At 72.5% G+C, this 21,978-nt stretch carries 19 protein-coding genes; 9 read left to right on the top strand and 10 right to left on the bottom strand.

Annotated features, from left to right (window positions below; all coding sequences use genetic code 11):
• The first annotated feature begins 262 nt into the window (after window positions 1–262).
• Entirely contained in the window at window positions 263–778 is a 516-nt protein-coding gene (locus tag ABII15_RS01900) for a GNAT family N-acetyltransferase (protein ID WP_353940470.1), read from the top strand.
• Window positions 775–1,242 carry a pyridoxamine 5'-phosphate oxidase family protein gene (locus ABII15_RS01905; protein WP_353940471.1) on the top strand — a complete coding sequence of 156 codons (468 nt, stop codon included), beginning with the start codon at window positions 775–777 and terminating at the stop codon, window positions 1,240–1,242. The genes ABII15_RS01900 and ABII15_RS01905 overlap by 4 nt, the downstream gene beginning before the upstream one ends.
• Before the next feature lie 55 nt (window positions 1,243–1,297).
• Here ABII15_RS01905 and ABII15_RS01910 read toward each other — a convergent pair whose 3' ends face one another.
• Window positions 1,298–2,908, bottom strand: a complete 1,611-nt coding sequence (locus ABII15_RS01910; RefSeq protein ID WP_353940472.1) for an MDR family MFS transporter — start codon at window positions 2,906–2,908, stop codon at window positions 1,298–1,300.
• Window positions 2,909–3,071: 163 nt separating this feature from the next.
• Window positions 3,072–3,746 carry a TetR/AcrR family transcriptional regulator gene (locus tag ABII15_RS01915; RefSeq protein WP_353940473.1) on the bottom strand — a complete coding sequence of 225 codons (675 nt, stop codon included), beginning with the start codon at window positions 3,744–3,746 and terminating at the stop codon, window positions 3,072–3,074.
• A gap of 135 nt (window positions 3,747–3,881) precedes the next feature.
• Here ABII15_RS01915 and ABII15_RS01920 point away from each other — a divergent pair, with 135 nt between their 5' ends.
• On the top strand, window positions 3,882–4,415 hold the full coding sequence (locus ABII15_RS01920; protein ID WP_353940474.1) for a DUF4232 domain-containing protein: 534 nt from the start codon (window positions 3,882–3,884) through the stop codon (window positions 4,413–4,415).
• Window positions 4,416–4,436: 21 nt separating this feature from the next.
• Here ABII15_RS01920 and ABII15_RS01925 read toward each other — a convergent pair whose 3' ends face one another.
• A complete protein-coding gene (locus tag ABII15_RS01925) occupies window positions 4,437–6,308 on the bottom strand; it encodes a discoidin domain-containing protein (RefSeq protein ID WP_353940475.1) in 1,872 nt (623 codons plus the stop codon).
• Between the two features lie 340 nt (window positions 6,309–6,648).
• Between ABII15_RS01925 and ABII15_RS01930 the strand changes: the two genes are divergently transcribed.
• Window positions 6,649–8,427, top strand: coding sequence for a coagulation factor 5/8 type domain-containing protein (locus tag ABII15_RS01930; protein WP_353940476.1), 1,779 nt, complete (start codon window positions 6,649–6,651; stop codon window positions 8,425–8,427).
• Here ABII15_RS01930 and ABII15_RS01935 read toward each other — a convergent pair.
• Both ABII15_RS01935 and ABII15_RS01940 read right to left on the bottom strand, forming a co-directional pair.
• A complete protein-coding gene (locus ABII15_RS01935) occupies window positions 8,416–8,667 on the bottom strand; it encodes a DUF5133 domain-containing protein (RefSeq protein WP_353940477.1) in 252 nt (83 codons plus the stop codon). The genes ABII15_RS01930 and ABII15_RS01935 overlap by 12 nt on opposite strands.
• Window positions 8,668–8,758: 91 nt before the next feature.
• Window positions 8,759–9,478, bottom strand: a complete 720-nt coding sequence (locus ABII15_RS01940) for a PP2C family protein-serine/threonine phosphatase (protein WP_353940478.1) — start codon at window positions 9,476–9,478, stop codon at window positions 8,759–8,761.
• Between the two features lie 328 nt (window positions 9,479–9,806).
• Here ABII15_RS01940 and ABII15_RS01945 point away from each other — a divergent pair, with 328 nt between their 5' ends.
• Window positions 9,807–11,537: a GAF domain-containing protein gene (locus ABII15_RS01945; protein WP_353940479.1), complete on the top strand. Its 1,731-nt coding sequence runs from the start codon at window positions 9,807–9,809 to the stop codon at window positions 11,535–11,537.
• Between the two features lie 7 nt (window positions 11,538–11,544).
• Here the strand turns inward: ABII15_RS01945 and ABII15_RS01950 are convergent, their stop codons facing one another.
• The gene (locus ABII15_RS01950) at window positions 11,545–12,240 is read right to left on the bottom strand and encodes a response regulator transcription factor (RefSeq protein WP_353940480.1); all 696 of its coding nucleotides are present in this window, start codon (window positions 12,238–12,240) and stop codon (window positions 11,545–11,547) included.
• A 124-nt stretch (window positions 12,241–12,364) separates the two neighbouring features.
• Window positions 12,365–12,829, bottom strand: a complete 465-nt coding sequence (locus tag ABII15_RS01955) for a cyclic nucleotide-binding domain-containing protein (protein WP_353940481.1) — start codon at window positions 12,827–12,829, stop codon at window positions 12,365–12,367.
• Between the two features lie 447 nt (window positions 12,830–13,276).
• On the opposite strand from ABII15_RS01955, the gene ABII15_RS01960 reads away from it, so the two are divergent.
• The 3 genes from ABII15_RS01960 to ABII15_RS01970 all read left to right on the top strand — a co-directional run bounded on the left by ABII15_RS01960 (window position 13,277) and on the right by ABII15_RS01970 (window position 16,827).
• A complete protein-coding gene (locus tag ABII15_RS01960) occupies window positions 13,277–14,137 on the top strand; it encodes a universal stress protein (RefSeq protein ID WP_353940482.1) in 861 nt (286 codons plus the stop codon).
• Window positions 14,138–14,226: 89 nt separating this feature from the next.
• Window positions 14,227–15,846, top strand: coding sequence for an alpha-amylase family glycosyl hydrolase (locus tag ABII15_RS01965; protein WP_353940483.1), 1,620 nt, complete (start codon window positions 14,227–14,229; stop codon window positions 15,844–15,846).
• An 81-nt stretch (window positions 15,847–15,927) separates the two neighbouring features.
• Complete coding sequence (locus ABII15_RS01970) at window positions 15,928–16,827, top strand: TIGR03619 family F420-dependent LLM class oxidoreductase (protein ID WP_353940484.1); 900 nt, start codon at window positions 15,928–15,930, stop codon at window positions 16,825–16,827.
• Here ABII15_RS01970 and ABII15_RS01975 read toward each other — a convergent pair.
• The gene (locus ABII15_RS01975; protein ID WP_353940485.1) at window positions 16,817–18,064 is read right to left on the bottom strand and encodes a cytochrome P450; all 1,248 of its coding nucleotides are present in this window, start codon (window positions 18,062–18,064) and stop codon (window positions 16,817–16,819) included. The two genes, ABII15_RS01970 and ABII15_RS01975, sit on opposite strands and share 11 nt — an antisense overlap.
• Window positions 18,065–18,214: 150 nt before the next feature.
• Here ABII15_RS01975 and ABII15_RS01980 point away from each other — a divergent pair, with 150 nt between their 5' ends.
• Window positions 18,215–19,228: a LacI family DNA-binding transcriptional regulator gene (locus ABII15_RS01980; protein WP_353940486.1), complete on the top strand. Its 1,014-nt coding sequence runs from the start codon at window positions 18,215–18,217 to the stop codon at window positions 19,226–19,228.
• 12 nt (window positions 19,229–19,240) lie between these two features.
• Here ABII15_RS01980 and ABII15_RS01985 read toward each other — a convergent pair whose 3' ends face one another.
• Entirely contained in the window at window positions 19,241–20,254 is a 1,014-nt protein-coding gene (locus ABII15_RS01985; protein ID WP_353940487.1) for a LacI family DNA-binding transcriptional regulator, read from the bottom strand.
• Between the two features lie 88 nt (window positions 20,255–20,342).
• Window positions 20,343–21,947: a glycoside hydrolase family 13 protein gene (locus ABII15_RS01990; protein WP_353940488.1), complete on the bottom strand. Its 1,605-nt coding sequence runs from the start codon at window positions 21,945–21,947 to the stop codon at window positions 20,343–20,345.
• Window positions 21,948–21,978: the final 31 nt, after the last annotated feature.

A 21,978-nucleotide genomic window follows, 5' to 3' on the forward strand; every position in this document is an offset into this window, starting at 1 on the left:
GTGACGCGACCCCGTCAAGGCTCGGTGAACATCTCGTTAAACGGTGCGCCAACAAGCGCCCGGAGATGCGGAGTTGGTAGCGCAGGTCAGAGGTGTCGCACCGCCGATGCGACGCGTCGAAGACTTTGCACAGGATCCGCCACGCATGCCGGAGAGCGCTCTCCGTCGACCGTGCTCGGATTGCGCCCGATCGGTGGATCACCGCCGTCGGGCGTGGTCTGATGACCGGGTGCAGGACGACGGCGTGAGGGACGCACCCCGGGTGAGAGCACGCGACGAGGGCGATCTCGCCGCGTGCGTCGCCGTACTGCATGCCGTGCACCGCGCGGACGGCTATCCCGCCGTCTGGCCGGACGACCCCGCGGCCTGGCTCGGGCCCGGCACCGGCGGCCGGGCCTGGGTCGCTGAGCGGGACGGCCGGATCGTCGGGCATGTCGCGCTGGTCCCGCCCGCCGCGGACGACGTCGCTCCCGCCCTGCTCCCCCACGGGCCCGCCGCCACGGACGTGGTCAGCCGGCTCTTCGTCGATCCCGCCGCCCGGGGTCTGCGTGTCGGCGCCCTTCTGCTGGCGCGGGCCGCCGGCGCGGCGCACGCGCGTGGAGCCCGTACCGTCCTGGACGTCGTCACCACCGACAAGGCCGCGATCGCCCTGTACGAGCGGCTCGGCTGGACGTTCCTCGGCACGGGCCGCCAGCGGTGGGCGCCGGGCACGTCGGTCACCGTACGCTGCTACGCGGCGCCCGCCGCGAGCCGATCACTCCCGAGGGAGACTCCATGACCGAGGTCGCGCCCGCCCGTTCGGCGAAGCAGCGCAAGCAGGACACGCTGGCCCGCCTGGAACGGGACGTCGACGTGTGGGTGGCGACGGCCGATCCGCGGACGGGGACGCCCTACATGATGCCGCTGTCGTTCCTGTGGCACGACGGCACGCTGATCGTCTCGACCCGCGCGTCGAACCCGGTGGCCCGCAACCTCGTGGCGACCGGGCGGGTGCATCTGGGGCTCGGGCGGACCCGGGACGTCGTGCACATCGAGGGCGCGACGGAGGTCCTCACCGACGACGAGCTGACGCCCGCGCTGGGCGACGCGTTCGCCGAGAAGACGGGTTTCGATCCCCGCACGCTGTCGGCGCCGTACCTGTACTTCCGCGTCCACCCGTCGCGCGTCCAGGCGTGGCGCGAGGTGAACGAGCTCGACGAGCGGGACCTGATGCGCGACGGCGTCTGGCTGATCGAGGACTGACGCACGTGTGCCCCTCACCGCGGGGCGGTGAGGGGCACATCGGGCAGCGGGGGCGTCAGCCGACCGGCTGCGGCTCCTTGTCGGCCGGGGCCTCGGGACCGGCGTTCTCGGCGTGCCAGTCCGCGGTGTCGGCCAGCGGCTTCTCCTTCAGGACGAAGGCGAGCACCAGGCCGACGCCGAAGACGGGCAGCAGGTACAGGAAGATCGGGACGAGCGATTCCTGGTAGGCGTTGACGACGGTGTCGCGCAGCTCCGTCGGGAGCGACCTGACCAGCGCCGGCGTCAGCGAGTCACTGTCGCCGATCTTGGACGCGGCCTCGGCCGGGATGCTCGCGGCGAGCTTGTCGGTGAGGCGGCTGGCGAACACGGCGCCGACGACGGCGACGCCGAGGGTCGCGCCGATCTCCCGGAAGAAGTTGTTCGCGGAGGTGGCGGTGCCGACCTCGGCGGCCGGGAAGTCGTTCTGCACCGCGAGGACCAGCGTCTGCATCATGAGGCCGACGCCGGCGCCCGCGAGTCCGACGTAGAGGCAGACGACCCAGACCGGGTCGGAGACGTCGAGCGTCGACATCAGGTAGGCGACGACCATGATGATGACGGTGCCGGCGATCGGGTAGATCTTGTAGCGGCCCGTCTTGGACATGATGGCGCCGGACGGCAGCGCGGTGGCCATGATGCCGACGACCATCGGGATGAGCAGCAGACCGGACTCGGTCGCCGTCTTGCCGTAGACCATCTGCAGATACGTGGGCATGTAGCCGACGATCGCGAACATGCCGAGGCCGATCACGATCATGCCGAGCAGGGTGGCGACGTTGAAGATCGGCGAGCGGAACAGGTGCAGCGGGATGACCGGCTCCTGGGCGCGCCGCTCGGCGACGAAGAACAGCACCCAGGCGACGATCGCGCCGATGCCGAGGCCGATGACCAGCGGGTCGCTCCACTCGTACTGCGTGCCGCCCCAGCTCGCGAACAGGACGGTGCAGGTGACGGCGGCGGCCATCAGCGCGGTGCCGAGGTAGTCGAGCGTGACGTCGACGGCCTTGCGCGGCAGCTTGATCGCGACGGCGGCGACGAAGAGGGCGAGCACGCCGAGCGGGAGGTTGACCCAGAACGCCCAGCGCCAGGAGTGCGCGTCGGTGAACCAGCCGCCGAGCAGCGGTCCGACGACGGACGACAGGCCGAAGACCGCGCCCATCGGGGCCATGTACTTGGCGCGCTCACGCGGCGGCACCAGGTCGGCGATGATCGCCTGCGAGGTGATCATGAGGCCACCGCCGCCGAGTCCCTGGAGGGCGCGGCCGGCGATCAGCGTGCCCATGTTCTGGGCGAGTCCGCAGACCACCGAGCCCACCAGGAACAGGGCTATGCCCGCGAGGAAGATGTTCTTGCGGCCCATGAGGTCGCCGAGCTTGCCGTAGACCGGCATGCCGATGGTGGCGGCGAGGATGTAGGCGGTGGTGATCCACGCCATGTGCTCGATGCCGTTGAGTTCGCCGACGATGGTCGGCAGCGCCGTCGAGACGATGGTCTGGTCGAGCGCGCCGAGCAGCATGGTCAGCATCAGCGCGGCGAAGATCAGCCCGAAGTTGGCGGGCTTCACCGTGTTCTCGGCCGCCGGGTCGGGGCCGGTGTCCGTGCCCTCGGTTGCGGGGGCGTGCGTCATTGCGTGCTTCTCCGATGAGGTGGGTGCGAGTGGATCAGGTCTGACTGCGCGCGCGGCGGCGGGGAGAGCGGTTGCCGCGTGCGGGGGCCCGCGGTGCCGCGGGTTTCGGGGAGAGGTGCGTGGGTGACCGCGACGGGGGAGGCCGGTCACACGGAGGGGGCGGCTACTTCACCGCGTCCGGTCCCGGCCGTACGGTGCCTGCCGCGAGCAGCGCCCGCAGGGTGGCGAAGGAGCCGCGGATGGAGGCGGCGGGGCCGTCGGCCCCGGCTCCATCGGTGGGGCCGCTCTCCTGCGACCACCGCTTGAGGCCGCTGCGTACGGTCGCCATGGCGATCCCGGCGAGCAGTTCGGCGTCCTCGCCGTCGGCCGGGGTGCCGGTGCGGCGCGCGACGGTGCCGGCGAGGTCCCGCTCCACCGCCTCGCACTGGGCGAGGAAGGTGGCCAGGACCGAGGGCACGCCCTCGGCGATGCGCAGGGTGTCCTCCAGCTCCCGGGGGCCCGGGGCGGCCTCCTGGAGATGGTCGGCGAGGACGTCCCCGAGGTCGCGCAGCACGGCGTCGGTGTCCTGCCCGTCCCCCTCGGCGAAGCGGTCGGCGAGGGCGGGCGGCAGGGCGCCGGGCAGGGCGAAGAGCGCGGCTTCCTTGCTCGGGAAGTAGTTGAAGAAGGTACGGGGCGACACCCCGGCCTCCTTGCTGATCATCTCCACGGTGACGCGCGCGAAGCCGTGCTCGCGGGCGAGCCGCAGCGTCGTCGCGTGCAGTTCGGCGCGCGTCTCGCGCCGCCTGCGCGCGCGAAGGCCCTCGGCGGGGGCGTCCGGCTGCGGGTGGGAGGTGGTCACGAGCCGGATTCTTGCACACCGTGCAAACTTGCGGTCACTGCACCCCCTCGCCCCTCGTGGTGTCCCAGATCACCCATTCGGTATAACGTGCAATGTACCCATTTCGACGTTTGCAACAGTTTGCGGGGATTCACGATGCGCGCTCGTCACATCGCGGCCGCCGCCGCGGCGACCCTCACCCTGACCGTCCTCACCGCACCGGCCGCCGTGTCGGCCACCGCGCCCGCCGCGTGCGCCGAGAACGATCTGACCCTGCGGGCCGAGCCGTCCGACGACAGCGAAGGCGTCATCGGGCTCAGCGTCCGCAACGACTCGGGCCGGGCCTGCACGGTCGACGTCGCGCCGACGGTGACGTACGGCGATCTGGACGGTGCGGCCCAGCCGCGTCCGGTGACCAAGAGCGGCACGTACGAGCTCGCTCCGCACGCCACCGCGTACGCGGCCGTCCGCTCGCTGGCCGCCACGGACTCCGACGAGCAGCCGCCGACCGTGACGTCCCTGCGGGTGGCCGCGTCGCCGGACCAGAGCGGCCGGGGCTTCCAGGCGATCACGCTCGGCGCCCCGACCGGGATCCGGGTCTGGGAGCCGCTGACGACACCGTGGATGGCGTCACCGGCCCGGGCCGCGCAGGTCATCGAGGACCAGACGGCCGGCTGGTTCCAGGCCTAAGGCGTGTGTCCGGGGCGCGCCTCACCCCTTCTGCTCGACCCGCACCCAGTCGATCTGTGCCTGGACGCCGCCGCGCGTGATCGCGTCGACGCTGGACTGCGGCAGGCCCCAGTACGGCTGGGTGACCTTGTTCCAGCCGGCCGGGTAGGCGCCGCCGAGGGCGAGGTTGAGGATCAGGTACTGGTTGCGGTCGAAGACCCACTGCCCGCGGGTGGACTCCAGCTTGGTCCGGGTGGTGCGCTGGACGACAGTGCCGTCGACGGTGAAGCGCATCTCGGTCGGCGTCCACTCCACGCCGTAGGTGTGCCACTGGTCGGCGGTGGAGCCGCCCGGGTAGTGCTGCTGCGCGCCGATGTTGCCGTCGGCGGAGTAGCCGGGGCCGTGCAGCGCCGAGCTGGTCCAGTCGCCGTAGCCGATGTTCTCCATGATGTCGGTCTCGCCGGACGCGGGCCAGGAGACCGACGGGTCGTCGACGTTGCTGCCCAGCAGCCAGAACGCGGGCCAGAACCCGTCCCCGACCGGCAGCTTCATCCGGGCGCTCACCCTGCCGTAGGTGAAGTCGAGCTTGGTGTGGGTGTCGATGCGGCCGGAGGTGAAGTCGTAGGTGCCGCCGCCCGCCTTGGTGCAGCCCTTGCAGTACTTGGCGGCGAGGACCAGATTGCCGTTCTCGGTGCGGATGTTGTCCGTCGAGTCGACGTAGGCCTGGGACTCGCCGTTGACCGGGCCCATCTCCGTGCCGGTTCTGACCACCCGCCACTTGGCGCGGTCGAGGGCCGCTCCGGTGAAGTCGTCGAAGAACGTCGTGCGGTACGTGCCCGACTGCTCGCCGGGCAGGGCCGGGTAGGCGGCGTCGGCGCTGCCGCCGGTGCCCCAGACCTGGAACTCGTAGAGCGAGTAGCCGAATTGGGCGGTGGCGGGCGCCGGGTTGTAGAACGACCGGCGTTCCTTGCCGAGCATGCGGACGTAACGGCCGGTGGCCGGGGTGGGCAGCTGGACCGTGTCGTGCCGGCCCGTCGCGTCGCCCGGGGACTTGATGTCGGCGCGGCGGGCGGCGACCTCGGCGGCGCTCGGGCGGTAGACGGTGCGCCAGGTCCTGTTGTCGTCGGAGACCTGGAGCTCGTAGTCGACGGCGTACGCGGCCTCCCAGTAGAAGTCCACGCTGTTGATCGTGGAGGTCGCGCCCAGGTCGACGGAGACCCAGCGGTCGGCGTTCCAGTCGCTCGACCAGCGGGTCTGATCGGCCTTGAGGTCGGCGGGCCAGCCGCCGTCGGTCACGAACGCCGGTGAGTTGCCCGCGTGTTGGTAGTAGTTGCTGTAGGCCGGGTGGTGCAGGGCGAGATTGGTGCGGGCGGTGGAGGCGGGCGCCGGGGTGCCGCCGTAGACCTTGAACGAGTACAGGGAGTAGCCGTACGGGGTGGCGCGCTCGATGCCGCGCAGCCGGACGTAGCGGCCCCGCACCTCCTGCGGATAGGTGTGGGCGGTGACGCTGCCGCCGGTGCCGGCGTCCTCGGTGTAGAAGGGCTGCCAGTCGGTGCCGTTCTTCGAGACCTCGAGGACGTAGCGCTTGCCGTAGGCGGCCTCCCAGTCGAGGGTCACGCGGTCGATCCGTACGGTCGCGCCGAGGTCGACGCGCAGCCACGCGGTGTCCGAGAAGTCGCTGGACCAGCGGGAGTTGGGGTCCGCGTCGACGGCCTTCGCGGGGGTGGTGCCGGCGTTCTCGCTGCCGGAGGCGGTGACGGAGGCGGGGTTCGCCGCGTAGGCGGCGGCCGCGAGATCGGTGGTCCAGTCGGCCGCCGCGACGGTGGCGGCGGGAGGTGCTGCGAGGGCCTGCGGTGCGAGGACCAGGGCGGTCAGGGCCGTGGCGGCGCAGGCGAGCAGGAGGGGACGGCGCATGGCTCTCCTTCACGGGTTCACAGGTGTGGGGTGTGACGGAGCGTGCACAGAGCCGGAAGGAGAGCGCTCCGGGGCGGAACGTATGGGGTGCTCCTCCGTGTGTCAACGGGGGCGGCGGGGGCCACGGTGACACAAGGCGAAGTACAGCCTTTCTGACACTTCCTGAAGTCCAGTCGCACCTCAACTGCCCCTTGTGGGGCATTTGTTGAGTGTGCACCTCGGGAATCACGTGAAGTTCGGTCACAACTCTTGACGTCGGATTCACGCACCTGAAACATGCGTCGCCAGGAGAGCGCTCCCACACCCCCACTCGTTCACTTCATGAACCAGGAGAGCCGCTGTGCCCCACTTCCCCACACCCCTGTCCCGCCGTACGGTGCTCGGCGCGGCCGCCGCGACGGCGGCGCTGCCCGCGCTCGGCACCGTCACGGCGTCCGCCGCCGGGGGCCGTCCGGCCGCGACGGCGAAGCAGCTCCAGGCCGGCGGCGACCTCGGCCCCAACGTCATCGTGTTCGACCCGTCCACCCCCGGCATCCCGGCCAAGCTGGACGAGATCTTCGCGCAGCAGGAGTCGGCCCAGTTCGGCACCGGCCGCTACGCCCTGCTGTTCAAGCCGGGCACGTACAACGGGCTCAACGCGCAGCTCGGCTTCTACACCTCGATCGCCGGCCTCGGCCTCTCCCCCGACGACACCACGATCAACGGGGACGTGACGGTCGACGCGGGATGGTTCGACGGCAACGCCACGCAGAACTTCTGGCGCAGCGCCGAGAATCTGGCCCTCGTGCCGGTCAGCGGGACGAACCGGTGGGCGGTGGCCCAGGCGGCCCCGTTCCGCCGGATGCATGTGCGCGGCGGCCTGAATCTGGCGCCCGACGGCTACGGCTGGGCGAGCGGCGGGTACATCGCCGACAGCCGCGTCGACGGGAGCGTCGGCCCGTACTCGCAGCAGCAGTGGTACACGCGTGACTCGTCGGTGGGCGGCTGGCTCAACGCCGTCTGGAACATGGTGTTCTCGGGCGTCGAGGGCGCGCCCGCGCAGAGCTTCCCCGACCCTCCGTACACGACGCTCGACACGACGCCGGTCTCCCGCGAGAAGCCGTTCCTGTACCTGGACGGCGCCGACTACAAGGTGTTCCTGCCCGAGAAGCGGACGAACGCGCGGGGCACCACCTGGGGCAACGGCACGCCGCGCGGTACGTCGGTGCCGCTGACGCAGTTCTACGTGGCTCAGCCCGGGGACGGCGCTTCGACCCTGAACGCCGCTCTGGACCAGGGTCTCCACCTCCTGCTCACGCCCGGCATCTACCACCTCGACGCGCCGATCCAGGTGAAGCGGGCGGGCACCGTCGTGCTGGGCCTCGGCTACGCGACGCTCATCCCGGACGGCGGAGCCACGGCCGTACAGGTGGCCGACGTCAGCGGGGTGCGGCTCGCCGGATTCCTGGTGGACGCGGGGACGGTCAACTCCGACACGCTGCTGGAGATCGGGCCGTCGGGCGCCTCCGCCGACCACTCGGCCGATCCGATCACCGTGCAGGACGTGTTCGTGCGGATCGGCGGCGCGGGCGCCGGCAAGGCGACCACCAGCCTGGTGGTCAACGCCCGGCACACCATCGTCGACCACACCTGGATCTGGCGCGCCGACCACGGCGACGGCGTCGGCTGGGACACCAACCGGGCCGACTACGGCGTCGTGGTCAACGGCGACGACGTGCTGATGACCGGTCTGTTCGTCGAGCACTTCAACAAGTACGACGTGCAGTGGTCCGGCGAACGCGGCCGGACGATCTTCTTCCAGAACGAGAAGGCGTACGACGCCCCGAACCAGGCCGCGGTCCAGGACGGCTCGGTCAAGGGGTTCGCCGCCTACAAGGTCGCCGACTCGGTGACGGACCACGAGGGCTGGGGGCTCGGTTCGTACTGCTTCTACAACACGGACCCGACCATCCGGCAGGACCACGGGTTCGCCGCGCCGGACAAGCCGGGGGTGAAGTTCCACGGCCTCTCCGTCGTGTCGCTCGGCGGCAAGGGCCAGTTCGAGCACGTCATCAACAGCACGGGCGGGGCCACCTCCGGCACCGACACGGTCCCCTCCACGGTCGTGTCATACCCCTGAGGTGCGCGGCCGGGGCGCCCCGATGAGCGAGTCGTCGTGGACCCGGGCACCGGGCAGCCGGTACCGGGCCGCGACGAGCGCGGCGTCGACGTCCCGGGTGCCGGTGGCGACGCACAGGGAGTAGGAGACGTCGTCCAGGCGGCGGCGTGCCTGGGGGCCGCCGCCCTCGGCGTCCAGCGCGTGCAGCGAGTCGTACTCGCGGACGAGATCGGCCAGCAGAGCCGGGTGGGCCAGCAGCATCGGCAGGTGCTCCTCGGTTCGGGGTGAGCCGGACAGTTCGCCGAATGCCCGCGCCACCGCCTGCCAAACGGGCGGCGGAGTGCGGTCGTGATCACGCCCGAAGGAGCGCGGGCGCCGCCTCCACGGCGAGCAGCGAGGCATCGTCCTGGAGGCTGCCCCGCGCGTGGTGCAGGAGATCGGCGGTGATCGCCGCGGTGAACGGCGCGAGCGGCAGCGCCGACAGTTCGGCGGCCCGCTCGGCGAGCGGATAGAAGACACCGTCGGCGTCGCGGGCCTCGGTGACCCCGTCGGTGTGCAGCAGCATCCGCTGCCAGGCGCAGGCGGGCACCGGCTGGGCGGCGCACCAGCCGTGGGCGAGGTCGAGGAGGCCGAGCGGGGGCGCCGGCGCGGGCATCGCGGCGGGCACGGCGCCGCCGTCGCGGATCAGCAGGGGCGGCGGATGACCGCAGCAGACGAGGTCGGCCGCACCGTCGGGGGCGATGGTGAGCAGGGCGGCGGTGACGAAGCGGTCGGGTTCGGCGGAGTGGGCGACCACGGAGTGCAGCCGCACCGCCAGTGCCTCCAACGAGCTTTCGTGCACGGCCAGTTGGCTCCACACCTCCAGTACCTTGCCGGCGGTGCGCGCGCCCTCGCGCCCCTTGCCCATCACGTCGCCGATCAGCAGCCGGGTGCCGAACGGGGTGTCGAGGACGCCGTGCAGATCCCCGGCCGCCCCGTCCTCTCCCGTGCCCGCGGTCAGCCGCCGGGCGCTGACGCTGAGGGAGCCGACCGTGTCCGGGTGGGAGGTGCGCGACGGCGGGCGGACGGTCATGGGGGCCTTCCGAAAGTACGGCCGGATGCCAGGTGGGGAGGGCGCGGCAGGCGGGACCCACGGAAGTGTAGTCACCCCGACGCGTTGTGTAACGGATTCTCCGAACTACTCGCGCACGTCGCGAAACAGGCGCGCGCCCGTGGCGCCGCGCTCCCCCCGGCCGAGCCGTCACCACCGGGCCCGGACTCCTCTCCTTCCTCACGGGCGCGCCCCGGCGGCACGGTCCGCGGCGTTTCGGGCGGCGGGCTGCGACGAAGCAGGTCGTCGGGGCGCGCCCAGCCGCTACCGTGAGAGGCGCAACGAAGCGTCTACGTCTGGCGGAGGCGGAATGGGCGTGGAGGAGGCACGGGGGCCCGGACCACTGCCCCGTCTGCGTCTCGATGAACTCCTTGAGGAACTCCAGGTCAGGATCGATGCTGTCCGGGGCACCAGAAATCGTCTGCAAGGCCTGCTCGAAGCCGTTCTGTCGGTGGGTCAGGAGCTGGATCTCTCCCAGGTGCTGCGGCGCATCGTGGAGGCGGCGATCGTGCTGGTCGACGCCGAGTACGGCGCCGTCGGGGTGATCGGTGAGGACCGGCGGGGGCTGTCGCAGTTCCTGCCGGTCGGTATCGACGACGAGCTGCGGGCGCGGATCGGTGAACTGCCCTCCGGCCACGGGCTGCTGGGCGAGCTGATCCGGCACCCGGAGCCGCTGCGGCTGCACGAACTGGCCGAGCACCCGGCCTCCTCGGGCTTCCCGCCGCACCACCCGCCGATGCACACGTTCGTGGGGGTGCCGATCCGGGTGCGGGAGGCGGTGTTCGGCAATCTGTACCTGACCCAGAAGCGTGACGGCGGCGACTTCGACGACGAGGACGTGGCCGTGCTGCAGACCCTGGCCGCCGCGGCGGGCGTCGCCATCGAGAACGCCCGGCTGTACGAGGAGGTACGGCTGCGCGAGCGCTGGCTGCGGCTGAGCGCCGAGTTCTCCGGCAGCCTGCTGTCGGGCGCCGGGGAGACCCAGGTGCTGCGGCTGATGGTGGAGCGGGCGCGGGAGATCACCGGGGCCGACCTCGGCGTGATCGCGCTGGTCGTGCCGGGCCGCGAGGAGCTGCACGAGGTGCTGGCCCTGGGCCGCCAGGCCGGTGCGCACCACGACATCGTCCTGCCGCGCAGGGGCACGTTCGCCGGGACCGCGCTCACCGCGGGCGAGCTGGTCACCTCCGACGACATCCGCAAGGACCCCCGGATCACCTATCAGCCCGCGCGCTGGGACGGGCTCGGGCCCGCGGTGGCGATGCCCCTCGGCACACCCGACCGGGAGCGCGGGGTGCTGATGCTGGCCCGCCACGCGGAGGAACAACCCTTCTCCGCGGCTGAGTTGACGCCCCTGGTGGGTTTCGCCGGGCAGGCGACGCTCGCCCTCGAACTGTCCGACCGGCGCCGCGACGCGGAACAGATGAGCCTGCTGGAGGACCGCGACCGGATCGCCCGCGATCTGCACGACCTGGCGATCCAGCGGCTGTTCGCGACCGGGATGACGCTGCAGAGCGCGCAGCGGTTCGTCCAGCACCCGGAGGCGGCGGAGCGGCTGATGCGGGCCGTGGACGACCTCGACACCACCATCAAGATCATCCGGTCGACCATCTTCGGGCTGCGGGAGCGCGACGCCCCGCCGACGGGCGCGGGTCTGCGGATCCGGGTGGTGCGGGCCGTGGAGGAGGCGGCCCGGGTGCTCGGCTTCACGCCCGCCCTGCGCATGGAGGGCCTGGTCGACGTGGACGTGCCGGGGCCGGTCGCCGACGACGTGCTGGCCGTGCTCGGCGAGGCGCTGACGAACGTCGCCCGGCACGCCCGGGCGTCGTCGGCCGAGGTCGCGCTGGTCGTCAGGGGCGGCGCCGTCACCCTGAGCGTCCTCGACGACGGCATCGGCATCACCACCGAGCCGGACGCCCATCGCAGCGGGCTCGCGAATCTGGCGGCGCGCGCCGCGCAGCGCGCCGGAACGCTGACGGCTGCCCCGCGCGAGGACGGCGGCACCCGGCTGGTGTGGACCGTTCCGCTCGGACAACAGGGCTGATCCTGCGTCATTTTCCTTTGGGCGGCAGTCGGGTGGCGAGCACGGCCGCCTGGATGCGCCGTTCGACGCCCAGTTTGGCCAGCAGCCGCGAGATGTTGTTCTTCACCGTCTTCTCGGAGAGGAAGAGGCGCTGCCCGATCTGCCGGTTGGTCAGGCCCTCCCCGACGAGTTCGAGGATGTCCCGCTCCCGCTCGGTGAGTTCGACGGCCTGGCCGTCGAGCGGTGAGCCGTTCTCCGCCGCGCGCTGCTCGGGTCCGCCCAGGCTGCGCATCAGCCGGGCGGTCGTCGCGGGGTCGAGCATCGACTCGCCGGAGGCGACGGTGCGCACGGCGGAGATCAGGTCGGAGCCCTTGATCTGCTTCAGCACATAGCCGGAGGCGCCCGCCATGATGGCGTCCAGGAGCGCGTCGTCGTCGTCGAACGAGGTGAGCATCAGACAGCTCACCTCCGGCAGCAGAGTGCGCAGTTCGCGGCAGACGGTGATGCCGTCGCCGTCCGGGAGCCGCACGTCGAGCACGGCCACGTCGGGCCGCAGCGCAGGCCCTCTGGTGAGGGCCTGCGCCGCGGTGGCCGCTTCCCCCACGACCTCCAGGTCGGGCTCGGCGCCGAGGAGGTCGCGCAGCCCCCTGCGGACCACTTCGTGGTCGTCGAGGAGCAGGATGCGGACGGGATCGTCAGCGCTGAAGGTGCGTGGTGGCTGCATGGCGGCCCCTCCCCTCGGATGGTCGTCCCCTAGATCCTGAGGGGCGCCGGGGGTGATCCGCCAGGGCCGAACGGCCCCGATCTCCCGTCCTACGGGACCGTCCTCCCGTCCTGGGCAACCGTCATCAGGGCAGGGCCGCGCCGGATCCGTACGGCGCGTAGAGGTCGAGCAGCCTGGTGCGGGTGGTCGTGAGGCGGTGGGCGAGGACCTGGCCGACCCACTGGGCGACGAACGAGCCGAGCCCGGGGTCGGAGGCGCACATCAGGCGGACCGTGAACGCGTCGAACTCGTGGGCGCGCACCGGCGTTTCGGCCTGGGCGCCGAACTGCCACGCGTACGGCGGGAACAGCCAGGACCAGCCGACGAGTTCACCGCGTCCCAAGGTCTCGACGACGGGTGCGCGGCGCCCGGGTACGTGCAGGTCGAGGACGACGCTGCCGCTGCTCACGATCCAGAAGCGGTCGGCGCGGCCCCCTTCCTCGAAGAGCCGGGTGCCTTGGGGGATCGCCACGTCACGGGCGAGGCGCATCAGCCGGTCCCGGTAGGTCTCGGGCAGCGTCTGGCTCATGCGCGGGGCCGTGGTGGTCATGGGGCGGCCTCCTTCCGGGGCGTCGCGCGCAGGCCGGGAACGCTTCCCTCCGAGGGGGGCGGCGCGGGGCGGGGCCGGACGATCGGCGGCGCCCGGTCCTGCCGGCGGCGCTTCCCCACTCCGGACTGCCGTCGTGCGACAGGTCCAGCCTGCGGGGACGCCTCCCGCGCGGGCCAGGGGCCGAACGGCTCTGGACCGGGGCCCTGTCGGTTCCGGGTGCCGGGGGCGTCCGGTGGTCCGCGCGGCGGGGCCGAACGTCCCGGTGGCCAGGGCCGGTTCACCTCTCCCGGCGGCGGTGGTCCTCGTGGGAACGTCCCAGGAACGTGCGCCGTCGCGAGCCCCGGCCCGATCCGTGTCACTGCCGCGCCGCGCACACGACTGACCCCGCCCTCGCGTGGAACCCGCGCAGCAGGACATCGTCCGCCTCATCGCCTTGGAGGTTCCGTCATGACCAGCATTCGCGTCCTGAGCGTCGGGACCGACGGCTCGCGCGAGAGCATGGACGCCGCCGACTGGGCGGCCCGCGAGGCGCTGCGCCGCGGTCTGCCCCTGCGTCTGGTGCACGCCGGGACCGGCCGCAGGACCGCACCCCCGCCCCTGGACGTCGATCTGCCCCGGCGCGCCGTTCTCGACCGGACCGCGCTTCAACTCTCCTACACTCACCCGGCGTTGCAGATCCTGGCGCGCCGCAGGCCGCAGCCTCCGGTGGGCGCGCTGCTGGAGGCGGCGGCGAACTCCGAGGCGCTGGTGCTGGGTTCGCGGGGCTTCACGGGGTACGCCGGGTTCCTCGTCGGCCCCATCGCGCTCGCGGTGACGACCGATGCGCCGTGCCCCGTCGTGCTGGTGCGGGCCGGCGCGCTCCCCCAGGACGAGCGGACGGCCGAGGGGCGTTTCCGGCCGGTGGTCGTCGGCCTCGACGTGGCGTCCGCCACCGACGACGTCCTCGGTTACGCGTTCGAGGCCGCCGCCCTGCGCGAGGCGCCGCTGCACGCCCTGCACACCTGGGAGCTGCCGCCGCTCGACCCCCGTGCGCCCGGGGGCGCGCCGGCGGGTGACGCGGCCCACCGCGAGTCTTTGGGCCGCCAGGCACTGTCGGCCGCCCTTCAGGCGTGGCGGGCCAAGTACCCGGAGGTGGCGGTGTCGGAGCGGCTGCTGTACGGGCAGCCCGGCCACCATCTGCTGAAGGCGTCGACGGGAGCGAGCCTCACCGTGATCGGCCGGCGCGCCGACGCGCTCCGGCTGGGCGCGAGCGCCCACTCCGTGGTGCATCACGCGACGAGCCCGGTGGCGATCGTGCCGCACACCTGATCGCCGACCGGCCGCCGGGCCCTCTACCCGGCCGCGCCCCACCCCTCGTACGCTCGACGTCCCCACCTCGCGAGGGAGTTGGCGTCCCCATGCCCGACGCAGCGCCGTTCCGTCCCGCCCCGGCCTGGCTCGCCGGGGCCGTCTTCTACCAGATCTACCCGCAGTCGTTCGCCGACTCCGACGGGGACGGGATCGGCGACCTCGGCGGGATCGCCGATCGGCTCGACCACCTGGCGTGGCTCGGCGTGAACACGGTGTGGCTCAACCCGTGCTTCGCCTCGCCGTTCCGGGACGCGGGCTACGACGTCGCCGACTATCTCCGGATCGCGCCGCGCTACGGCACCGCGGACGATCTCGCCAAGCTGGTGGATCTCGCGGGCCGGCGCGGCATCCGGATCCTGCTCGACCTGGTCGCCGGGCACACCTCCGACGCGCATCCGTGGTTCCGCGCCGCCGCTGACGACCCTTCCGACCACCGGTACATCTGGAGCGCCGAGGACGTCCCCGCGGGTTTCGTCCCGTCGCCCGGCAGTCGTCCCGGCGGTTATCTGCCGAACTTCTTCGACTCGCAGCCCGCGCTCAACTTCGGCTACGCGCGCACGAGCGCGGACGAGCCGTGGCGGCAGCCCACCGACGCGGAGGGGCCGCGCGCCAACCGGGCGGCGCTGCGCGAGGTCATGGACCACTGGCTGCGGCTCGGGGTCTCCGGGTTCCGGGTCGACATGGCGGCGTCGCTGGTGAAGGACGATCCGGGCAGGCGGGCGACCGCGGCGCTCTGGACGGAGCTGCGGCACTGGCTCGACCGCGCGCACCCGCGGGCGGTGCTGCTCTCGGAGTGGGGCGACCCGGAGGTCTCGGTGCCGGCGGGTTTCCACGCCGACTTCTTCCTCCAGTTCGGCGGTCCGGCGAACGGTCTCGCGCTGCGTTCCCTGTGGAGCAACGGTACGGGGACCACGGACGCGGCCTGGGATCCGCTGGACTGCTTCTTCGACGCCTCCGGGAACGGCTCGCCCGGCCCGTTCGTCCACGCGTGGCGGCAGGCGGCGGCCGCGCTCGGCGACTCCGGTTTCATCGCGCTGCCCACCTCCAACCACGACTTCTCCCGCCTCAACTGCGGCCCGCGCACGGCCGAGCAGCTCCCGGCCGCGTTCGCCTTCCAGCTCACCTGGCCGACCCTGCCGGCGATCTACTACGGCGACGAGATCGGGATGCGGTACGTGCCCGATCTGCCGGAGAAGGAGGGCAGCGTCCTCGGCCCGCGCTACAACCGGGCCGGTTCCCGTACCCCCATGCAGTGGGAGGACGGCCCCGGCGCCGGTTTCTCGACCGCCGCCGAGGACCGCTTCTACCTGCCGCTCGACCCGTCGCCGGACCGCCCTTCGGTGGCCGCGCAGCGCGCGGACGAGACCTCACTGCTGCATCTCGTGCGCCGCCTGATCGCCCTGCGCCGCTCCGCTCCGGCGCTCGGGCACGGGGCACCGGTCGAGGTGCTGCACGAGGGCCATCCGTTCGTGTACGTACGCGGGGCCCGGTACCTCGTGATCGTCAACCCGAGCCGGAATGCGACGAGTTGGCCGACCGGTGTGCATGCGGGCCGGATCGCCGGGGCGCGGCCCGTCGAGGCACGCGGCGCACGGATCGCGGCGGACGGCACGGCGGTCGAGGCGGACGGATTCGGTTACGGAATCTTCGCATTGCCGGAACAGTGAACGAGACCACCGGGCGTGACGTGGCCGGAAACGATCGCCCGGCCTCGACGGCGACCAGCAAGATCAACTTGACTGCCGGACATGCGATTCGGCGTCAACCTTCTCAACTTCGGCTCCGGCACCACCCCCGAGAGCCTTGTCCGTCAGGCCACGGACGCCCGTGACCTCGGCTTCTCGTTCGCGATGATCTCCGACCACGTCGCGGTCACCCCGGATGTCCACGCGGTCTATCCGGCACCGTTCTACGACCAGTTCGTCCTCGCCGCCCATCTCGCGGGCCGCGTACCGGGCCTCACCCTCGGCACGACGATCACCGTCATCCCCTACCGGCATCCGCTCCAGACGGCGCGGCTCGCCGCGAACATCGACCGGCTGAACGACGCGGGGTTCATCCTGGGCGCCGGTGTCGGCTGGTCGGCCGCCGAGTACCGCACGCTGGGCGTCCCCTTCGAGCAGCGGGGCGCGATCACCGACGAGTACCTGGCGGCGATCCGGGCGGCCTGGACCCAGGACCCGTGCAGTTTCTCGGGCCGCTACGTGGAGTTCGAGGAGGTCCGCACCGGGCCCGCGCCGGCGAGCGCCCCGCACGTGCCGGTGTGGGTCGGCGGCGACTCCCCCGCCGCGCTGCGGCGCGCCGCGCGGCTCGGCGAGGCCTGGCATCCGTATCTGCCGACGCTCGCCGGGCTGCGGGCGAAACTGCCGCGGCTCGCCGAGGAAGCCGACCGGGCGGGGCGGGCGGTGCCGGTGCTCGCGCCCCGGATCCAGCTCGCCCTGAGCGAGCGGCCCGTCCCCGACACCGCCGACCGGCCGCTCGGACACGGCAGCGCCGGGCAGATCCGGGCCGATGTGGAGACGCTGGCCGAACTCGGCGCCGGTCATGTCCTGTTCGACACGTATCCGGGCGATCCCGCGCGGCGCGGATCCGCCGACGAGGACCGGACGGTGCTCGAACTCGTGGCCGGTTTCCGCGTCACCAGCTGACGGGCAGAGCCTTCGGCCCCCGGATGAACCCCTTGCTCTGCCACTCCACCTCGGCCGGGTCCACCGCGAGCCGCAGCCCGGGGAAGCGGGTCAGCAGGGCGCCGAGCATCACCTCGGACTCCATGCGGGCCAGCATCGCGCCGATGCAGTGGTGCGGTCCGTGCCCGAAGGAGAGGTGGGCCGTGCCGGTGCGGTCGAGGTCGAGCGCGTCGGGGTCGGCGAAGACCTCGGGGTCGCGGTTGGCCGTGAGGTAGGAGGCGTAGACGGCCTCGCCCGCGCGGATCAGCACGCCGCCGACCTCGATGTCCTCGGTGGCGATGCGGGGCAGGCCCACGCCGTTGCGGTGCGGGATGTGCCGCAGGAGTTCGTCGACCGCCCGCGGGAGGAGATCGGGCCGCGCGCGCAGCCGGTCGGCCAGCTCCGGCCGGGTCAGTAGCGTGTAGACCATGTTGGCGCTGTTGTTGCGGACGGCGTGGGCGCCGCTGACCAGGACGGCCGTGGCGAGGGAGACGGCCTCCGCCTCGGTGATCCCGCCGTCGGCGCAGGCCCGCCCGAGCACGGAGGCCAGGTCGTCGGCGGGGCTCTCCCTTCGCTCGGTGAGCAGGTCGACGATGTACTGGCGCATCCGCTCCTTCGCGGCCTCGCTGGACTTCGGCCCGGGGCCCGCCGAGAGGATCACATCCGGCCAGTCGGCGAGCCGGTCCCGGTCCTCGACCGGCACGCCCAGCAGGTCGCTGACGACGGCCAGCGGGAACGGGCCGTGCAGATGTTCCACGAGGTCGGCGGGCGGGCCCGCCTCCTCCATCGCGGTCAGGAGCGCGGCGGCGGTGGCCTCGGCGCGCGGGCGCAGGCCCTTCATGGTGCGGCCGGTGAACGCCTTGATCATCACCTTGCGCAGTCGCGTGTGGTCGGGCGGATCCGCGTAGTTGAGGCCGACGGTGGCGGCGACGCGGTGCGCCATCATGCCGTTCACCTCACGGTCGACGAGCGCGGAGCGGCTGAAGCGCGGGTCGGAGGTCACCAGGCGCACGTCCTGGTAGCGCGTGACGAGCCACGCCTCGCGCTCCTGTCCGAAGGGCATCCGCACCCGGGCCACCGGCTCCTCGCGGAGCAGCTCGGCCAGGAGCGGGTCGAAGGTGAGCGCGGGCAGGTCCGCCAGGGACCACTCGCGGGCGGACGAAGTGCCGCCCACCGGTTCCGGGGCCGCCGGGTCGTCGCGTACGGTCGTGTCGTTCACGCGGGCATCTGTTCCCCGGGCGGGGGCCGCGGCACGCCACAGCCGCCGTCGCGCCGCCTGATCGGCGCAGGCGCCCCTGCGGGCCGGGCGTCCGGACGGATGCCCCGATCACGCAAACGGACCGCAAGCGTTGCGCTAATCTTGCGTTCCATGACGCGCAGACTTGCTCAGGTGGCGAAGAAGGTCGGGGTCAGCGAGGCCACGGTCAGCCGGGTGCTCAACAACAAGCCCGGTGTCTCGGAGGCGACGCGGCAGTCGGTGCTCACCGCACTCGACGTGCTCGGCTACGAACGCCCCACCCAACTGCGCGGCGAGCGGGCCCGCCTGGTGGGCCTCGTCCTGCCGGAACTCCAGAACCCGATCTTCCCCGCGTTCGCGGAGGTGATCGGGGGCGCGCTCGCCCAGCAGGGCCTGACCCCCGTCCTGTGCACCCAGACCAAGGGCGGGGTCTCGGAGGCGGACTATGTGGAGCTGCTGCTCCAGCAGCAGGTGTCCGGAGTCGTCTTCGCGGGAGGTCTGTTCGCGCAGGCCGACGCGGAGCACGGGCACTACCAGCGGCTGGCCGAGCGCAATGTGCCGGTGGTACTGGTGAACGCCGCCATCGAGCGGCTCGGGTTCCCGTGCGTGGCCTGTGACGACGCGGTCGCGATCGAGCAGGCCTGGCGGCATCTCGCCTCGCTCGGCCATGAGCGGATCGGGCTGGTGCTCGGTCCCGACGACCACATGCCGTCGCAGCGCAAGCTCGCGGCGGCGCGCGCCGCCGCGCAGGCGGCGGGCGGCCGGCTGGCCGACGACGCGGTGGAGCGGGCGATGTTCTCCCTGGAGGGAGGGCACGCCGCGGCGGCCCGGCTGATCGGCCGGGGCATCACCGGCGTCATCTGCGCCAGCGATCCGCTGGCCCTCGGGGCGGTGCGCGCCGCGCGCCGGGCCGGGCGCTCGGTGCCCCGGGACATCTCGGTGGTCGGCTACGACGACTCGGCGTTCATGAACTGCACCGAGCCGCCGCTGACGACCGTACGGCAGCCCATCGAGGCGATGGGCCGGGCCGCCGTCGAGCTCCTCGTCGCGCAGATCCAGGGCGGTGCGGTACCGCCCGGTGAACTGCTCTTCGAGCCCGAGCTGGTGGTGCGCGGTTCGACGGCGCCGCCGCGGGCGGCCGACTGACCTGCCGGCGCCCTACGCGGAGGCGGTCAGCTGGCCCGTGGAGCCGCGCACGACGAGCTCCGGTTCGAAGAGCAGCTCGCCGAGGTGCGTGCGCGAGCCCTGGAGCTGTGCCATGAGCAGTTCGACCGCCGCGCGCCCCATCGCCTCGATGGGCTGGCGCACCGTCGACAGGGGCGGTTCGGTGCAGGTCATGAACGCGGAGTCGTCGTAGCCGACGACCGACAGGTCCTCGGGGACGGAGAGCCCCCGCCGGCGGGCCGCCCTGATGGCGCCCAGGGCCAGCGGGTCGCTCGCGCAGATGATGCCGGTGGTTCCCTTGTCGAGCAGTCGTGAGGCGGCGGCCTGCCCTCCCTCCAGGGAGAACAGCGACCGCTCCACCAGCGCGTCGTCCAGGGTCATGCCCATCGCACGCGCGACGCCGCGGGCGGCCCGCAGCTTCCGGCGGGACGGCATGTGGTCCAGGGGGCCGAGCAGCAGACCGATCCGCTCGTGGCCGAGCGAGGCGAGGTGGCGCCACGCCTGCTCGACCGCGACCGCGTCGTCGCAGGACACACAGGGGAAGTCGAGGCCCGTGATCGACGCGTTGATGAAGACGACCGGGATCTTGCGCTCGGCCAGCCGTCGGTAGTGCCCGTGGTCGGCGTCGGCCTGCGCGAAGTGCCCGCCCGCGAACACCACGCCCGAGACCTGCTGCTGGAGCAGCAGCTCCATGTAGTCGGCCTCGGAGACGCCGTTCTTGGTCTGGGTGCACAGGACGGGGGTCAGGCCCTGCTGGGCGAGCGCGCCCCCGATCACCTCCGCGAACGCGGGGAAGATCGGGTTCTGGAGTTCCGGCAGGACCAGGCCCACCAGGCGGGCCCGCTCGCCGCGCAGTTGGGTGGGGCGTTCGTAGCCGAGCACGTCGAGTGCGGTGAGCACCGACTGCCGCGTCGCCTCCGAGACACCCGGCCTTTCATTGAGGACACGGCTCACCGTTGCCTCACTGACTCCCGCTTTCCTGGCAACTTGAGCAAGTCGTCGTGTCATATCTGCAAGATTAGCTCATTGGCTTGCAAAGAACTTACACTCTCTGGCATTTGATGTGCCTCCATCGGCCTCACCCTGCCCGGCGACGTCAGGTCCGCAGCCATGCCGCGGTGTCGCTCGGCAGCCGTCCCTGGCCGTCGAGCGGACCGCTCGACAGGATCAGCCGGTCGTACGACGGCAGTTCGGCGGGCCGGTCGCGCAGATTGACCACGCAGACCAGGCCGCCCGGCCGGGAGAAGGCGAGCACCCCGTCCTCCGCGGGCAGCCAGGACATCGGTCCGTCGCAGAACCCGGGGCCCGCACGCCGGATCTCCAGCGCGGTGCGGTACAGCGTCAGCATCGAGTCCGGTGCCCCGGCCTGCCGGTCCACCGCGTAGTCCGCCCAGTACGCGGGCTGCGGCAGCCAGGGCTCGGCCCCGGAGCCGAAACCGCAGTGCGGGGCGTCGGCCACCCAGGGCAGCGGCACCCGGCAGCCGTCGCGGCCGGGGTCGGTGCCGCCGGAGCGGAAGTGCATGGGGTCCTCGATGCGGTCCAGCGGGATGTCCGCCTCGGGCAGCCCCAGTTCCTCGCCCTGGTAGAGGTAGACCGAGCCGGGCAGGGCCAGCGTGAGCAGGGCCGCGGCGCGGGCCCGGCGGGTGCCGAGGGCGAGGTCGACGGGGGTGCCGAACCGCTTGGTCGCGAAGTCGAAGCCGGTGTCCTCGCGGCCGTAGCGGGTGACGGTGCGGGTCACGTCGTGGTTGCACAGGACCCAGGTGGCCGGCGCGTGGACGGGGGCGTGCTCGGCGAGGGTGTCGTCGATCGTGCGGCGCAGCCGGTCCGCGTCCCACGGGCAGCTGAGGAAGTTGAAGTTAAAGGCGGTGTGCAGCTCGTCGGGGCGCAGATAGCGCGCGAAGCGCTCGGCGTCGGGCAGCCACACCTCACCGACGAAGACGCCGCCGTACTCGTCGGCGATGGTCCGCCAGGACCGGTAGATGTCGTGCAGTTCGTCCTGGTCGACGTACGGGTGCGGGCCGACGCCCTCCTCGTAGTCGGGCAGGTCGGGGTGTTTGGCGAGCAGCGCCGCGGAGTCGATGCGCACGCCCGCGACACCGCGCTCGAACCAGAAGCGCAGCACGTCCTCGTGCTCCCGGCGCACGTCCGGGTGGGACCAGTTGAGGTCGGGCTGCTCCGGGGTGAACAGGTGGAGGTACCACTCGCCGTCGGGGACCCGGGTCCAGGTGCCGCCCGCGAACTCGGACGGCCAGTTGTTCGGCGGGAGTTCGCCCTGCTCACCGCGGCCGGGCCGGAAGTGGAAGCGCTCCCGCTCGGGGCTGCCGGGGCCCGCGGCCAGCGCCGCCCGGAACCAGGCGTGCTGATCGGAGACGTGGTTCGGGACGATGTCGACGATGACCCGGATCCCGAGGTCGGCGGCCTCGGAGATCAGCTTCTCCGCCTCTTCGAGGGTGCCGAAGGCGGGGTCGATGGTGCGGTAGTCGGCCACGTCGTAGCCGCCGTCCACCAGCGGGGACTGGTACCAGGGCGTGAACCACACGGCGTCCACGCCGAGTTCGGCGAGATACGACAGGTGGGCGCGGACGCCCGCCAGGTCCCCGGCTCCGTCGCCGTCTCCGTCCGCGAAGCTCCGGGGGTACACCTGGTAGATGACGGCGTCGCGCCACCAGTCGTCGGTGCGGGACGAGGGAACAGCTGCCACGGGAGGTCCTTTCGGGCAGGTGGGACTCCGC

It is taken from the genome of Streptomyces sp. HUAS MG91, assembly GCF_040529335.1.
GTDB lineage: Bacteria > Actinomycetota > Actinomycetes > Streptomycetales > Streptomycetaceae > Streptomyces > Streptomyces tabacisoli.

Coding starts and splice junctions, on each gene's coding strand:
- ABII15_RS01905 (WP_353940471.1), top strand. CDS start 775: ATGACCGAGGTCGCGCCCGCCCGTTCGGCGAAGCAGCGCAAGCAGGAC.
- ABII15_RS01910 (WP_353940472.1), bottom strand. CDS start 2,908: ATGACGCACGCCCCCGCAACCGAGGGCACGGACACCGGCCCCGACCCG.
- ABII15_RS01920 (WP_353940474.1), top strand. CDS start 3,882: ATGCGCGCTCGTCACATCGCGGCCGCCGCCGCGGCGACCCTCACCCTG.
- ABII15_RS01925 (WP_353940475.1), bottom strand. CDS start 6,308: ATGCGCCGTCCCCTCCTGCTCGCCTGCGCCGCCACGGCCCTGACCGCC.
- ABII15_RS01935 (WP_353940477.1), bottom strand. CDS start 8,667: ATGCTGCTGGCCCACCCGGCTCTGCTGGCCGATCTCGTCCGCGAGTAC.
- ABII15_RS01940 (WP_353940478.1), bottom strand. CDS start 9,478: ATGACCGTCCGCCCGCCGTCGCGCACCTCCCACCCGGACACGGTCGGC.
- ABII15_RS01945 (WP_353940479.1), top strand. CDS start 9,807: ATGGGCGTGGAGGAGGCACGGGGGCCCGGACCACTGCCCCGTCTGCGT.
- ABII15_RS01950 (WP_353940480.1), bottom strand. CDS start 12,240: ATGCAGCCACCACGCACCTTCAGCGCTGACGATCCCGTCCGCATCCTG.
- ABII15_RS01955 (WP_353940481.1), bottom strand. CDS start 12,829: ATGACCACCACGGCCCCGCGCATGAGCCAGACGCTGCCCGAGACCTAC.
- ABII15_RS01960 (WP_353940482.1), top strand. CDS start 13,277: ATGACCAGCATTCGCGTCCTGAGCGTCGGGACCGACGGCTCGCGCGAG.
- ABII15_RS01965 (WP_353940483.1), top strand. CDS start 14,227: ATGCCCGACGCAGCGCCGTTCCGTCCCGCCCCGGCCTGGCTCGCCGGG.
- ABII15_RS01970 (WP_353940484.1), top strand. CDS start 15,928: ATGCGATTCGGCGTCAACCTTCTCAACTTCGGCTCCGGCACCACCCCC.
- ABII15_RS01980 (WP_353940486.1), top strand. CDS start 18,215: ATGACGCGCAGACTTGCTCAGGTGGCGAAGAAGGTCGGGGTCAGCGAG.
- ABII15_RS01985 (WP_353940487.1), bottom strand. CDS start 20,254: ATGACACGACGACTTGCTCAAGTTGCCAGGAAAGCGGGAGTCAGTGAG.